This is a genomic window from Glycomyces luteolus (genome assembly GCF_027622875.1).
Taxonomy (GTDB): domain Bacteria; phylum Actinomycetota; class Actinomycetes; order Mycobacteriales; family Micromonosporaceae; genus Glycomyces; species Glycomyces luteolus.
Genome location: NZ_JAPZVP010000005.1, coordinates 39,284 through 52,342 on the forward strand (window position 1 = coordinate 39,284; position 13,059 = coordinate 52,342).

Annotated in this window: 13 protein-coding genes; 6 read left to right on the top strand and 7 right to left on the bottom strand. The window is 70.6% G+C overall.

Annotated elements, in window-relative coordinates; genetic code table 11:
- Window positions 1-6 precede the first annotated feature (6 nt).
- The 5 genes from O1R50_RS07410 to O1R50_RS07430 all read right to left on the bottom strand — a co-directional run bounded on the left by O1R50_RS07410 (window position 7) and on the right by O1R50_RS07430 (window position 3,114).
- Window positions 7-498 (bottom strand): hypothetical protein, encoded by a 492-nt coding sequence (locus tag O1R50_RS07410; protein ID WP_270109279.1) that lies wholly within the window; start codon window positions 496-498, stop codon window positions 7-9.
- A gap of 37 nt (window positions 499-535) precedes the next feature.
- A complete protein-coding gene (locus O1R50_RS07415; protein ID WP_270109280.1) occupies window positions 536-1,051 on the bottom strand; it encodes a hypothetical protein in 516 nt (171 codons plus the stop codon).
- An 83-nt stretch (window positions 1,052-1,134) separates the two neighbouring features.
- Window positions 1,135-1,473 carry a hypothetical protein gene (locus O1R50_RS07420; protein WP_270109281.1) on the bottom strand — a complete coding sequence of 113 codons (339 nt, stop codon included), beginning with the start codon at window positions 1,471-1,473 and terminating at the stop codon, window positions 1,135-1,137.
- A 78-nt stretch (window positions 1,474-1,551) separates the two neighbouring features.
- Entirely contained in the window at window positions 1,552-1,893 is a 342-nt protein-coding gene (locus O1R50_RS07425; RefSeq protein ID WP_270109283.1) for a hypothetical protein, read from the bottom strand.
- Between the two features lie 210 nt (window positions 1,894-2,103).
- The gene (locus O1R50_RS07430) at window positions 2,104-3,114 is read right to left on the bottom strand and encodes a hypothetical protein (RefSeq protein WP_270109284.1); all 1,011 of its coding nucleotides are present in this window, start codon (window positions 3,112-3,114) and stop codon (window positions 2,104-2,106) included.
- Between the two features lie 300 nt (window positions 3,115-3,414).
- Here O1R50_RS07430 and glnII point away from each other — a divergent pair, with 300 nt between their 5' ends.
- Window positions 3,415-4,434, top strand: a complete 1,020-nt coding sequence (gene glnII / locus O1R50_RS07435) for a glutamine synthetase (protein ID WP_270109285.1) — start codon at window positions 3,415-3,417, stop codon at window positions 4,432-4,434.
- Window positions 4,435-4,625: 191 nt separating this feature from the next.
- Here glnII and O1R50_RS07440 read toward each other — a convergent pair whose 3' ends face one another.
- Window positions 4,626-7,133: an Hsp70 family protein gene (locus O1R50_RS07440; protein WP_270109286.1), complete on the bottom strand. Its 2,508-nt coding sequence runs from the start codon at window positions 7,131-7,133 to the stop codon at window positions 4,626-4,628.
- Between the two features lie 98 nt (window positions 7,134-7,231).
- Here O1R50_RS07440 and macS point away from each other — a divergent pair, with 98 nt between their 5' ends.
- The 5 genes from macS to O1R50_RS07465 all read left to right on the top strand — a co-directional run bounded on the left by macS (window position 7,232) and on the right by O1R50_RS07465 (window position 12,384).
- Window positions 7,232-8,371 (top strand): MacS family sensor histidine kinase, encoded by a 1,140-nt coding sequence (gene macS, locus O1R50_RS07445; RefSeq protein WP_270109287.1) that lies wholly within the window; start codon window positions 7,232-7,234, stop codon window positions 8,369-8,371.
- Complete coding sequence (locus tag O1R50_RS07450) at window positions 8,346-8,981, top strand: response regulator (protein ID WP_270109288.1); 636 nt, start codon at window positions 8,346-8,348, stop codon at window positions 8,979-8,981. Before macS ends, O1R50_RS07450 begins: the two co-directional genes overlap by 26 nt.
- Window positions 8,982-9,092: 111 nt before the next feature.
- Window positions 9,093-10,943 (top strand): 3-oxoacyl-[acyl-carrier-protein] synthase III C-terminal domain-containing protein, encoded by a 1,851-nt coding sequence (locus O1R50_RS07455; protein ID WP_270109289.1) that lies wholly within the window; start codon window positions 9,093-9,095, stop codon window positions 10,941-10,943.
- On the top strand, window positions 10,936-11,787 hold the full coding sequence (locus tag O1R50_RS07460) for a DUF6999 family protein (protein WP_408612628.1): 852 nt from the start codon (window positions 10,936-10,938) through the stop codon (window positions 11,785-11,787). The genes O1R50_RS07455 and O1R50_RS07460 overlap by 8 nt, the downstream gene beginning before the upstream one ends.
- 129 nt (window positions 11,788-11,916) lie before the next feature.
- The gene (locus O1R50_RS07465) at window positions 11,917-12,384 is read left to right on the top strand and encodes a hypothetical protein (protein WP_270109291.1); all 468 of its coding nucleotides are present in this window, start codon (window positions 11,917-11,919) and stop codon (window positions 12,382-12,384) included.
- 48 nt (window positions 12,385-12,432) lie between these two features.
- Here the strand turns inward: O1R50_RS07465 and O1R50_RS07470 are convergent, their stop codons facing one another.
- Window positions 12,433-13,026, bottom strand: coding sequence for a hypothetical protein (locus O1R50_RS07470; RefSeq protein WP_270109292.1), 594 nt, complete (start codon window positions 13,024-13,026; stop codon window positions 12,433-12,435).
- Window positions 13,027-13,059 lie beyond the last annotated feature (33 nt).

A 13,059-nucleotide genomic window follows, 5' to 3' on the forward strand; every position in this document is an offset into this window, starting at 1 on the left:
TTCAGGTCAGCAGTCGGTCGCCGAATCGGCCTGGAGCACCGCGACGCCGCAGACGTTCCACTCGAACGCGCCGGTGGCGTCGACGTTGACGAGCGACATCCCGTTGTCCGCACCGACCGGTTCGCGATCAGCGCTGGTCGAGTTGTCGCAGTCCGTTTCGGTCCCGGTTGCGGCGACATTGACCCCGCAGACCTGCCACTTGGCGAAGTCGCGCAGATCGACGTTCGCGACCGTCGGCATGCCGCCGGGGCCTTCGTGCGTCTCGGGCATCGACTCGCCATGCACCTCGGCGGCCCGGTCTCCTCCGTTGCCGACGATGTTGGCGCAGGCGGGATCGATGTACGACCCCTCGGCCTCCTCGCACAGCGCGGACACCGGCGTCGGCCCGGTTTCCACCGAGGCCAGCGTGAGCCAGTCCGGTGTCGATGCCGCGGCCGACCCTGCCGGGATGATCGCCGCCGCTGCGACGCCTGCCGCAGCAATGATCTGATATCGCATTGCTCGATCGATCTAATCGTCGGTTGGGACGCGGGGCTTAGAAGTCACCCTGGTCGTCGCCCTTGCCCGGGCCGTCGATCTCCGCGCCGTTGCCGCAGTCCTGACCGCTGAGCTGGGAGAGCACGTTCTGGCCGCAGATCTGCCACTGGGCCGCGTCCGAGGCGTCGCCGTTCACCAGCGACAGGTCGCTGCCGCTGCCCGCGCCCGAACCGGTCTCGTCGGAGTTGTCGCAGTCCTGCCCGCCGGGCTGGGCGATGACGTTCTGGCCGCAGATCTGCCAGTGCGCCGCGTCCGAGGCGTCGGCGTTCACCAGCGACAGGGCGCCGGCGTCCACACCCGAGCCGCCCGCGTCCGAGCCGCTGTTGTCGCAGTCCTGTCCGTCGGGCTGGGCCAGGATGTTCTGACCGCAGACCTGCCACTGAGCGGCGTCCGAAGCGTCGATGTTGGCGAGGCTGAGGTCGCCGGCGTCGACGCCCTGCGCCATAGCCGAACCGGCCACTCCGAGGACGGCGAATCCGGCGGCCGCGGCGGCGGCAACGGTGGTCTTAAGCATGATGTTGCAGTTCCTTTCGATGTTTGGTGGGACGGGCCGATCGGCCCGCCCCTGGGTCTCACTGCGGTGCTGGGCCGTAAGGCTCAGTTGTTGCCGCACATCTGGCCGAACAGCTGCGCGCCGACGTTCTGGCCGCAGATCTGCCAGTGCGCCGCGTCCGAAGCGTCGGCGTTCACCAGCGACAGAGCGCCGGCGTCCACACCGGCCGAGTCGGCGCCGTCGGAGTTGTCGCAGTCCTGCCCGCCCGGCTGGGCCAGGATGTTCTGGCCGCAGACCTGCCACTTCGCCGCATCCGAAGCGTCGACGTTGACCAGGCTGAGCTCACCGGCGTTGACGCCGGAGTCGGCGGCCATGACCGGAGCGGCCGCGCCGACCGCGGCGATGCCCGCGGCGGCGGCGAGGACGATGGTGGACTTGCGCATGGTTGTTCCCCTACTTCGTGAGTTCTGGATTGGACTGGTCGGGCGGGCGCGGCCCGCCCCCGATGCCGTGCGGGCGGCTCAGCGGCCCGCGTTGTCGCACATCGAGCCGGACAGCTGCGCACCGATCTCCTGGCCGCAGATCTGCCAGTGCGCCGCGTCCGAGCCGTCGGCGTTCACCAGCGACAGCGCGCCGGCGGACGTGCCCGATTCCGAGCCGTTTCCGCTGTTGTCGCAGTCCTGCCCGCCCGGCTGGGCGAGCGCGTTCTGGCCGCAGATCTGCCACTGCGCCGCATCCGAAGCGTTGATGTTGGCCAGCGACAGAGCGCCGGCGTCCACGCCCGAGCCCGCGGCGACGGCGGGTGCTGCGGCGCCGAGAGCGGCGATACCAGCGGCGGCGGCGACGGTGAGAACCTTGCGCATGATGCTTTTCGTTTCCTTCTTGGTTGTGCGCCCGAGCGTTCGGGCGTCTTCCTTCTTGGATTCGACCGGACTTCATGTGAAGGCAGCCGATGTAGCCTGACCGCGCGTCGGCGCTCCGGATAGCGCTGGCGAGCGAATGCTCAAGCGCTGCAACCGGTGGGAGTTTCGAAGGCGGACTTCAAGTTCCCCGCGCGCCGACGCGCGGAGGCCCTAGTCTGGGGCGACGGACAGCTCGGCGGCGCGGTCCAACGGCCGCCCCAATTCCCCGATCACCGTGCGGGAGAGTGACACCTCTTCCCCCGCGGCTGACGGGGAGACGCAGACAGCGTTGTAGCCGCTGTCGACGCTGATACCGGCGGTTGAGCCAGTGGCTCCACCGGGGATGATCTTCAGGTCAGGCAGTCCGGGGCCGTCGTACAGCCACGGCCTGGCCGAGGTGCGCGGCAGGCCGCGCACGTCCTCGACAGCGGATCGGTCCGTCCCCCGCTCATGTTCGGCGGAGCACTCGGCGGCGGCGGCCGGCCGGCCGCTGTTCGCTCCTTGGAGCGACGCCGCCACCTCGTTGGAGGCCTGATTTGCCGCAAGCATGGTGAAGCTCGGTTGTCCTGCGTCTCCGACGGGGACGCTCCCGGGCGTCGTCCCATCGCCGAGGCGCAGGCCATCGGTCACCAGTCGCGCCAGTACGTCGACCGAATCGGTCGCGGGCGCGACAGTCTCGTAGACACCGGGCACCGCGCGGGCCGGGCCGTCCGCAATGGAGGCCGTTCCCTTCACGAGGTTTCCCACCAGCGGTGCCACTACTTCGGCAGTGCGGTCTCCGACGGACTCGTCATCCAAGTCGAGTAGGCCAGGCACGGCATCGCGCTGCAACGCAGTGCGCACGGCCCCGTCCGCCTCGTCCATCAGCGATCCCACCGGCTCGTCCAGGCCCGACACCAGCCCCGAGACCTCCCCCTGCACCGCCGCTGCCCGATGTCCCTGCTGGTTCTGCGGGACCAGTCGCGCGGCCAGGCGCGACATGTCGGACACCTCTGCGGAGAGGGGGTCGGTCATCGCGGCAAGGCCCTGCGATGCTGCGGAATCATCTGATGCCCAAGCGGATGCGGCCAACGCGAAGGCCCCTAGAAGCAGGGAGCCGAATGCGATGAGCGCGGCGCCGAGGAGGAATCGGAGCACGCTGAAGCGGCGAGTGACCTCGCTGCCTCCGGCGATGCGTCCCATCGTCTCCCCCGTCGTCCTGATCCTGAGCGCGAGCGTTCTGGCCGCTCGCAATGGATAAAACGAAAAGGGACTGATCGGGGATACGGGGTGAAACAGATTTTATCCCTGAAAAATAGGGTGAGCCGGACTCACAGCGCTTCACTGCTCACGCACAGCAGCGGTTAACAGACTGTTTACATGACTTCAACGAACGAGAAATTGCTTTTTGGGAGCGTGGCAGCACAGCTTCACGGCTCGCCTGCTTCACTGCGCGGATCGAGCCAGGCTGGACCGCGTCACCGTTTGAAGGGCTCCTACCTGATGGCTATCAAGGCCGAGTACATCTGGATCGACGGCACCGAGCCGACGGCCAAGCTGCGTTCCAAGACCAAGATCCTCGACGAGGGCCAGGAGCCCCCGATCTGGGGCTTCGACGGCTCCAGCACCAACCAGGCCGAGGGCCACTCCTCGGACTGCGTGCTGCGCCCCGTCAAGGTCGTGCCGGACCCCATCCGCGGCGGCGACTCGATCCTGGTCCTGTGCGAGGTCCTCGACACCGACTTCACCCCGCACCCGACCAACACCCGCGCCAAGACCGCCGAGCTCGCCGAGCAGTACGCCGGCCAGGAATCCTGGTTCGGCATCGAGCAGGAGTACACCTTCATGGTGGGCGACCGGCCGCTCGGCTTCCCCGAGGGCGGCTTCCCGGCCCCGCAGGGCGGCTACTACTGCGGCGTCGGCGCCGACGAGATCTTCGGCCGCGAGATCGTCGAGAAGCACCTCGACAACTGCCTCGCCGCGGGCCTCCCGATCTCCGGCATCAACGCCGAGGTCATGCCCGGCCAGTGGGAGTTCCAGGTCGGCCCGGCCTCTGCGCTCGAGGTCTCCGACGCCCTGTGGCTGGCCCGCTGGCTGCTCTACCGCACCGCCGAGGAGTGGAACGTCTCCGCGACCATCGACCCGAAGCCCGCCAAGGGCGACTGGAACGGCGCCGGCTGCCACACCAACTTCTCCACCAAGGCGATGCGCGAGGACTACGAGCCCATCATCGCCGCGTGCGAGGCCCTGGGCCAGGACAACAAGCCCGCCGAGCACATCGCCGTGTACGGCGACGGCATCGCCGACCGCCTCACCGGCGCGCACGAGACCGCCCACTACACCCAGTTCTCCTACGGCGTCTCCAACCGCGGCGCCTCGATCCGCATCCCGTGGCAGGTCGAGAAGGACAAGAAGGGCTACCTGGAGGACCGTCGCCCCAACGCGAACATGGACCCCTACCTGGTCACCGGCAAGATCGTCGACACGGTCTGCTCCGCCCTGGAGAAGAAGGGCCTCGTCTAACCACGAGGGACCTCCCCAGTAAGCACCGAGAGGGGCGGGGGGGGGCGGGGGGGGGGGGCGGGGCCGGGGGGGGGGGGGGGGGGGGGGGGGGGGGGGGGGGGGGCGGGCGCGCCCCCCCCCGCCCGGCCCCCCCCCCCCGCCCCCCCCGGGGGGGGGGGGGCGCGCCCCCCCCCGCCCCCGCGCCCGTTTTCTTAGAGGCTCCAGACCTCGACTTCGCCGGTGGCGGTGCCGACTACGACGACCTGGTGTCCGTCGATCTCGGTCACCTCGGCGGCGGCGATCGCCTCGTCGCCGGTGTGCTCGGCGAAGCTCTCCCCCACTTGCTCGCCGGTCTCGAGCGAGAACAGGCTGAGTCCCTGGTCGCCGAACGCGAGGACATGGGCTTTGCCGTCGATCTCGACCACGCGCAAGCCGGTCACGGTCTGGTAGAGCTCCTGGGCCGGTTTACCGAACGGTTCCGCGGCGGCGAGGTCCCAGGCCTGGATTGCGCCTTCGCCCGTGACGGTGACAGCGAGGCTCTTCCCCGCCGCCTGGCCCGCGGCGAGGGCCATGATGTCGTAGGAGAGCTGGTCGAAGGTCCCGCCGACGGGCTCGCCGCTGGCGAGATCGGTCAGTACGACGCGGTTCTCGTAGTGGGTGACGGCGCGAAGCGTGCCGCCCACCTCCATGAAGCGGAGTCCGTCGCCGTACGAGGTGGAGATGTCGGTGATCACGTTGCCGGTGAACAGTTGCTTGACATCGAAGTCGGTGGCGTACGCGGGAGTGCCGTCCCAGAGGCCGTACCAGTAGATGGAGTCGTAGAGGGAATCGCGGTCGGCGACGGTTGTGGCCGGGTCGTCGAGGTACCAGGTGTCGTCGGTCGTGCCATCGCTGGAGAAGACGGCCACGCGGCCGCCGGCCTCCGTGACGACGCCGAGGCTCTGGATCGCTCCTTCGTGCCCGCGGTACTCGTCGATGAGCGACCCGTCCACGGGATTCCAGATGCGGACGATCGCATCGTCGCCGCCGGTAAGGACGACGCTCGCACCGTCGAGCTGGGCGACCTCGACGTGCGTGATCGCGCCGACGTGCCCGGACGCCATCTGGGCGATCTGATCGCCTTGCACCGCATCGCCGAGCGCCACGAGGCCGTCCTCATCGCCCGTGGAGGCCGAGCCGTCGGTGTCGTCCGACTCGCCTTCGGAGCCGGCCGAGGTGCCCTCGTCGGCCTGCTGGCTCTCGCTCGCCGAGAGTTCATCGTGCTTGTCCTTCGGCAGGTACTGCAGCGCGGCCAGCGCGCCGACCGCAAGGACGAGGACGGCGGCCGCCGAGGCGAGCACGGCGATGCCCTGCTTGGACTTGATCCACGGACCCTTCTGCGGCGCAATGGGACCGGTCGGGTAGCCGGGCGACGGCGCCGGGGGCATGGCCGGGGTCATGTGCGGCTGGGTCATCTGCTGCTGCGGGACGCCGGGCACGGCCTGCGGTGTCGGCTGGGAGGTCGTCGGCGGGGCCGAGGGGTGCGGGAGCCGCATCGTCTGGCCGGTAGGGGTGCTCACCGGGCTCGGCGCGGGCGCGGCGGCGACCGGGGTGGCGGTCTGGGGCGGCAGGGCCGGGCTGGGCACCGAGATGGGGGTGCTGACGGTGTGCTGGGCGAGGAGGCCGCCTTCGGAGACGGCGAGTTCGGGCTGTTCGATCGCGGACGGGGCGATGCCGAGTTCGCGGTGGAGCAGCGTGGCGACGAGCGGCATCCGGCTGGCGGCGCCGACGAGGAAGAGCCCGGCGATCTGCTCCTTGGCGAGGCCCGATTCGCGGATGACGCCCTGGGTGACGCGGATGGTGCGCTCGACCAGGGGCGCGCAGACCTGTTCGACCTCTTCGCGGGTGAGGTGGGCGTCCACGTCGAGGAGGGGGATGGTCAGTTCGGTCGAGGCGCTGCGGGAGAGGCGTTCCTTGGCGCCGCGCACCTCGTCCATGAAGGCGGTGCGGTGGCGCAGGTCGGCGGGTTCGACGGGGCTGGTCAGGCGTGTCCAGCGCTCGTCGTCGGGCTGGACCTGCTTCGCGAGGTGCTCGGCGAGGGCCTGGTCGAAGTCGAGGCCGCCGAGGTCGTCCGCGCCGTCGACGGCGAGGACGTCGAAGCCGGTGGTGGCGCGGCGCAGGACGGTGGCGTCGAAGGTGCCGCCGCCGAGGTCGTAGACGACGACGCCGCTGCCGGGCGGCACGTTCGCGCCGATGGTCCCGACGAAGTAGCTCGCGGCGGCGACGGGTTCGGCCACGAGGTCCACTGTGCCGAGCCCGGCGGCGGTGGCGGCGTCGGCGACGACGTGGCGGCGGGTGGGGCCCCACGCGGCCGGGACGGTGACGGTGACCGGGCCGAGGGTGCCGAGGGTCTGCTCGCATTCGCGGGCGACCCGGGAGAGGACCGCGGCGATGACGCTGGTGACGGGGATTTCGGTCTCGCCGAGGAGGATCTGGGCGTCGTCGATGCGCCGCTTGGGGTTCGGTTCGTACCGGTCGGGTTTGCGGCGTCCGGAGTGGACGGCGTCGGCGCCGACGACCGGTCCTCCCTCGTCGTTCATGAACACCGCGGAGGGGAGTTGCGGGGAGCCGTCGAAGAGCTGCTGGTGGACGCGGCCGTCGGCGCGGCGGATGGTGGCGACGGTGTGCGAGGTGCCGAAGTCGACGCTGATCGAGGCGGGTCGGGGGCTGGAGAAGGACATGCCGTAACTGTAGTGACCGGGGGCCACCGGCCGATGTGTAGGGAACTCCCATCCCACTTGGGCCCGTGTGCTTTCGAGGCTCCTGGGAGAATGCCCGGGTGGGTTTGCAGACGCAGTTGCGGCGGGCGGTCGCGGTGTTCCGGTTCGTCGCCCTGGGCTATCCGGTGCTGCTGGGCGCCTTGGCGTTCGAGGATCTGCTGCACCCGGTGGCGGCGGCGCTGCTGGTGGTCGTGCTTGTGGCGTGGACGGCGGCGGTCAGCCACCGGTACACCCGCAAGGGGTACGAGGACCTCGTGGTCTACGCGGATCTGGCGGTGACGGCCGCGGCCGTCGCGGTGTCGGCGTGGGCGCTGGCGGTGGACGGGCGGGCGGTGCCGATCTCGTTGGGGCCGTGGCTTGCCGGGGTGGTGCTGGCGTGGGGCGCGGCGTGGGGGCGGCGCAGCGGGGCCGTGGCGGGCGGGGTGATCGCATTGTTCGGCATGGTGTTCCGGGGCGGCGTCAGCGAGAACACGGTGAACGAGGCGGCGCTGCTGGTGCTCACGGGATTCACGGTCGGGCACCTGGTGCGGCTCGGGGTCGAAGCCGAGGAGCGGACGCGGCGCGCGACCGAGCGGACCGCCGCGGCGAAGGAGCGCGAGCGGCTGGCGCGGGACATCCACGATTCGGTGCTGCAGGTGCTGGCGCTGGTGCAGCGGCGCGGCAACGAGATCGGTGGCGAGGCGGCCGAGCTGGGGCGGCTCGCCGGACGGCAGGAGGAGGCGCTGCGGGCGCTGATCTCCTCTGAGGCGTACCAGCATCCGCTGGACGGGCGGCGGGATCTGCGGGAGCTCGTGGGGCGGCACGCGGGCGGTTCGGTGACCGTGGCGGCCCCGGCGACGCCGGTGCGGCTGCCGGCGGCGACGGCGCGGGAGGTCGCGGCGGCCGTGGCGAGCGCGGTCGACAATGTGCGGGAGCACTGCCCGGAGGGGACGCGGGTGTGGCTGCTGGTGGAGGACGACGGCGGGGCGGTCACGGTGAGCGTGCGCGACGACGGGCCGGGCATCGCACCGGGCCGCTTGGCCGAGGCCGCCGCCGAGGGCCGTCTCGGTGTGGCCCAGTCGATCGAGGGGCGCGTGCGCGAGCTCGGAGGGACCGTGACCGTGGTGTCGGGCCCCGGACTGGGGACGGAGGTCGAGATGCGGGTGCCGCGTCCGAGAACGGAAGGGGAGGCCGATGGCGACGCTCATCGTAGTCGATGACCATCCGATTTGGAGGGAGGCGATCGCCCGCGACCTGACCGGGGCAGGGCATCTCGTGCTCGGGGTGTTCGGCGAGGGGAAGGCGGCGCTGACCGCGATCCGGGAGCTGCGGCCCGACGTGGCGATCCTGGACCTCCAGCTGCCGGACCTCTCCGGTGTGGCGGTGCTGCAAAGGCTCGGGGAGGACTGCCCGACGGCGGCGCTCATCCTCTCGGCGAGCGGAGAATCGTCCAATGTGCTCGAAGCCATCAAGGCGGGGGCGAGGGGCTATCTCGTCAAGTCCGCGTCGGCGGCCGAACTCGCGGACGCGGTCGAGCGGGTCGCGGCCGGGGACGCGGTGTTCACACCCGGCCTGGCCGGGCTGGTGCTCGGCGAGTTCCGGCGGCTCGCGAACGCGGGCGAAGCCGAGCGGCCGAAGCTCTCCGAGCGCGAGACCGAGGTGCTGCGGTTCGTCGCGAAGGGCCTGAACTACCGCGAGATCGCCGAACGGCTGGTCCTGTCGCAGCGGACCATCCAGAACCACGTGCAGCACATCCTCACCAAGCTGCAGCTGCACAACCGGGCGCAGCTCGTGCGATACGCGATCGAGCAGGGCATAGACGGCGACTGAGCGCCGACCCGGCAATTGCACTGGAGCGGCGGTGCGCTGAGTACTTTCACCCTCGCTTTTTGAGTAGAAGCGCCGATGGCGCTCGCGGCACCGGTCCTGTCCAATGGAGGCATGAACGCCTACATCACCGCCGCCGGCGCCTACCTCCCCGGTCCCCCGGTCGGCAACGACGAGATCGCGGCGCGCCTCGGCGGGGTCGACGAGCGCGGCGACCGGCTGCGCCGCCGCATCCTGGCCGCCAACGGGATCGCCAAGCGCCACTACGCCTTGGACGCGCAGGGGCGCACGACCGAGCTGAACGAGGAGCTGGCCGCGAACGCCCTCCACGCCGCCCTCGACGAGCGCGGACTGGGCGCCGCCGACCTTGACATGCTCGCCACCGCGACCACCCAAGGGGACCTGCTGGTGCCCGGTTTCGCGTCAATGGTGCACGGGCGCTTGGGAGGCGGGCCGATGCAGGTGCTCTCGGCCGCCGGAGTCTGCTCCACCAGCCTCGCCGCGCTCGACGCGGCCGTGGCGAAGGTCCGCTTGGGCGACCGGCGGCGCGCGGCCGTCGTCGGCAGCGAGCTGTCGAGCCGGTGGCTGCGCAGCTCGAGGTTCCACGGGGGCGGCGGGGACGGCGACGCGCACTTCCTGCGATGGATGCTCTCCGACGGCGCCGGGGCCGTGCTGGTCGAAGCGCAGCCGCGCCCCGACCGCCCCTCGCTGCGCGTCGACTGGGTCCGCACCGTCTCACTCGCCCACGCGCACCCGGTGTGCATGCGGGCCGGCATGGGAGAAGGCTCCTCCCCCGTCGCGGGACGCACCTGGCAGGACATGGGCAGCGCCGCCGCGGCCGAGCAGGCCGGGATGATGCTGCTGCGCCAGGACACGAGCGCGCTCGGGGCGCTCGCGGAGGCCGGGCTGCGCGAATTCCAGGCGCTCACCCGCGAAGGCCTCATCGACCTCGGCAAGCTCGACCACGTGCTGTGCCACTATTCGACGAACGCCTTCCGCGACATCGTCTTCGACCAACTGGCCTCGGCCGGGGCGCAGATCGACACCGACCGGTGGTTCTCCAACCTCGAGACGCGGGGCAACACCGGCGCGGCCTCGATCTTCATCGCGCTGGAGGAATGCTGGCGGACCGGGCGGTTCGAGCCCGGCCAGACGGTGCTGCTGGCCGTCCCCGAATCGGGCCGGTTCTCGTTCGGGTTCGCCCATCTGACCTGCGTGGACGCTGAAACGGAGGCGCCTGCGGCAGTTCCCGTCGCGAAGCCCGTCGTGCAGGCTGCGACGCCGGTGGTGACTCCCGTTGCGCCGCAATCGGGGAGCATCCACGACCGCCTGGAAGCCGTATGGCAGGAGTTCGAACAGCGGCTCGACCAGGTGCCCGTCATGCACCGCCTCAACGAAGGCACCGCCAGCATGGAGGACTACCGGCGGCTGCTGTTCAACCTGCGCCAGCAGGTGGCCGACGGCGCCCGCTGGATCTCCCGGGCCGCCTCCAACTTCTCCGTCGAGCTGTTCGACCTGCGCAGCGCCGCCATCGGCCACGCCGCCGAAGAACACCGCGACTTCATGATGATCGAACGCGACTACGCCGCCTGCGGTGGATCCATAGAGGACATCCGCTCGGGCGAGAAGAACATCGGCTCGGAGGCGCTGTCGGCGTTTATGTTCCATACCTCGAGCCAGCCCGACCCCATCGGCCTGCTCGGCGCGATGTTCATCATCGAAGGGCTCGGCACCGGCAAGGCCTCCGGCTGGGCCGCCCGGTTCAAGGAGACCCTCGGACTCCGCGACGACCAGGTGAGCTTCCTCGCCTACCACGGTGAAGCCGACGACGACCACTTCGCGAAACTCCAGGCCATCCTCGCCTCACCCCGCATCGACGCCGCGGCCGCCGATGCCATCGTCAAGACCGCCAAGGTCGTCGCCCGCCTCTACGCCCTCCAACTGGAAGAACTCGACCGTGTTTAAAGAGGCACAGCCAAAACGAGCACAGGCCGGCGGGCCGCTCGCCGACCCTCCACTGTGGGACGCAATGTGCGCCGACCCCGCCATGCCCCTCGAACCCGGCGTCGCTCGCATGGTCACCGACGACCAGCAGCGGTGGACCCGCACCTGGATCTACCCCGTCCTGCGGCCCGTCTCGCGGGTGCTCGCGCTCGTCATCGTCGCCCTCAAACGCCTCACACCGGTGCGCTGGACCGCGCACCGGCTTATGGACCGGCTCTGCCTGTGGTTCCTGCGCCGCTTCGTCTCCCCACTCGCGGTCGAACTCCTCATCCGCCACTTCGTGATCGAGACGAACCTCCTCAACTTCATCGTCCGCAACACCGACTCCGGGATCGAACCGGTCGCGCTCCGGCCCTTGAACCTCGCCGGACTCGGCGACCGCGCCGTCATCGAGCACGACATCAACGTCTACGAAGTGCTCATCGCACTCGACGGGAACCGGATCGGGCCACCGCGGACGCTGGACTTCAGCGGCCTCGACATGCCGGCGCTCGACCCCGAGCGGTACCGGTTCCGCCTGATGCGCCTCGACATCCAGACCGCCCTGTGCCTCATGAACCTGCCGTTCGCCGCCTGCCTCACCCCCGACGAGTACCGGCGGGCCGTGCACTCCATGCGCTTCGACGACTCGATCCTCGCCATCCTGGCCGACCTGACCGGCGACCCGACGTTCCTGCGCTGGCAGAACGGCGACCTCTCCATCCGCGCCGACTCCAACACCGACGTCCCGCACGCCGTCTACCGGCACGCCGTCGTCTGCGAATACGCCCATGCCCATCTGGTCAGACTCGCCGCGAAGCAGTGAGCGCCGTGCCGATCTGTCCAGTTCCTGACAGATCCATCCCTTTCGCGTCAAGAACCCGTCAAGAACGTTGACGCCGCCGTCCGCCAGTGGTGCGCTTGAGATCTCAACGGTTTCAACCGGAGGTGGAAGATGGAGCGCACGCCCTCGACCCTGTACTCCCGCATCGGCGGCCTGGCCGCACTCGGCGGCTCGGTCCTCACGGTCGGCTCGATGTTCATGCCCTGGGTCGACACCGCGGGAGGCGGTTCCCTCGACTACTGGCACCTCTCCGGCGTCGCAGGCGTCCAGCCCGACACCCGGACCTACGCCATGTCCCTCGGGCTCATGCTGCTGCTCCTCGTGTGGTGCGCCCTGTACTTCACGCTGCACACGCACGAGACCCGCACCGCCTGGTCCTTCGGCGGCCTCGCGGGCGCCATGATCCTGTACGGCGGCGACCTCCGCATCAGCGAAGACCTCCCGGCCGGGTCCCTCGCCGCGGGCGAAGTCGCGGCCGCCCTCGGCCTGCTCCTGCTCACCGCAGGTTCCGTCATGGCGTTGGCCGCCAACATCCCCGAGCCCGCAGCTCAGCGGCGGACCGGTAAGGCCTCCCTCTGAGGAGGCTTCGCACCCGATCGGCGTCCGCCGCTGCGGGACGGGCGCCGATCAAGCGCGACGCATGCGGGCCTTGAGCCATCTGCGGCCGAACAGGACGGCCGCCGCCGCGACCACTGCCGCGCCGACGGCGACAGCGACCCACCGCCAGGGGCTCACAGGAGCCTCGCGGTCGAGCAGTGCCGCCTGGTCGCTGACGCAGCCGAGTATCTCCCCGCCTCCGGCGGTCGCCGCGCACACGGTCGTGGTGAAGCCCGTGCCCTCGGCCGGCGCGGCCGACAGGTCGGGCTGCTCGACGACCACGAGCTGCCCCTGCTCGATCTGGTCGCCGCTGCCCACCCGGACGGTGTCCTCGATCTCGACGCGCTCACCGGGTTCCAGCGAGAGGACCCAGTCGACCCCGCCGCCGCCGCGCACTCCGACCGGCTCGGAGCCGCTCAAGGTGAATCCGGCGGGCAGCAGATGTGAGACCTTCAGATCCTCGTAGGCCTCGTCGCCGGTGTTCTCGACGGTGATGGCGTAAGCGACGGTGTCGCCCTCGCGGATCTCGGCTTGAGGGTCGCCGCCGCGCAGGACGGTGATCGCGATCGGACCGTCCTCCGCGTGCGCCGGGGCGCCGCCCAAGACCGCGGCCGCGAGTCCCACTGCCGCAATGTACCTGTACCGCATGGTGTTCTC

Excerpts from the sequence above, each read along its gene's own strand:
- O1R50_RS07410 (WP_270109279.1), bottom strand. The coding sequence starts at position 498 with ATGCGATATCAGATCATTGCTGCGGCAGGCGTCGCAGCGGCGGCGATC.
- O1R50_RS07415 (WP_270109280.1), bottom strand. The coding sequence starts at position 1,051 with ATGCTTAAGACCACCGTTGCCGCCGCCGCGGCCGCCGGATTCGCCGTC.
- O1R50_RS07420 (WP_270109281.1), bottom strand. The coding sequence starts at position 1,473 with ATGCGCAAGTCCACCATCGTCCTCGCCGCCGCCGCGGGCATCGCCGCG.
- O1R50_RS07425 (WP_270109283.1), bottom strand. The coding sequence starts at position 1,893 with ATGCGCAAGGTTCTCACCGTCGCCGCCGCCGCTGGTATCGCCGCTCTC.
- O1R50_RS07430 (WP_270109284.1), bottom strand. The coding sequence starts at position 3,114 with ATGGGACGCATCGCCGGAGGCAGCGAGGTCACTCGCCGCTTCAGCGTG.
- glnII (WP_270109285.1), top strand. The coding sequence starts at position 3,415 with ATGGCTATCAAGGCCGAGTACATCTGGATCGACGGCACCGAGCCGACG.
- O1R50_RS07440 (WP_270109286.1), bottom strand. The coding sequence starts at position 7,133 with ATGTCCTTCTCCAGCCCCCGACCCGCCTCGATCAGCGTCGACTTCGGC.
- O1R50_RS07450 (WP_270109288.1), top strand. The coding sequence starts at position 8,346 with ATGGCGACGCTCATCGTAGTCGATGACCATCCGATTTGGAGGGAGGCG.
- O1R50_RS07455 (WP_270109289.1), top strand. The coding sequence starts at position 9,093 with ATGAACGCCTACATCACCGCCGCCGGCGCCTACCTCCCCGGTCCCCCG.
- O1R50_RS07465 (WP_270109291.1), top strand. The coding sequence starts at position 11,917 with ATGGAGCGCACGCCCTCGACCCTGTACTCCCGCATCGGCGGCCTGGCC.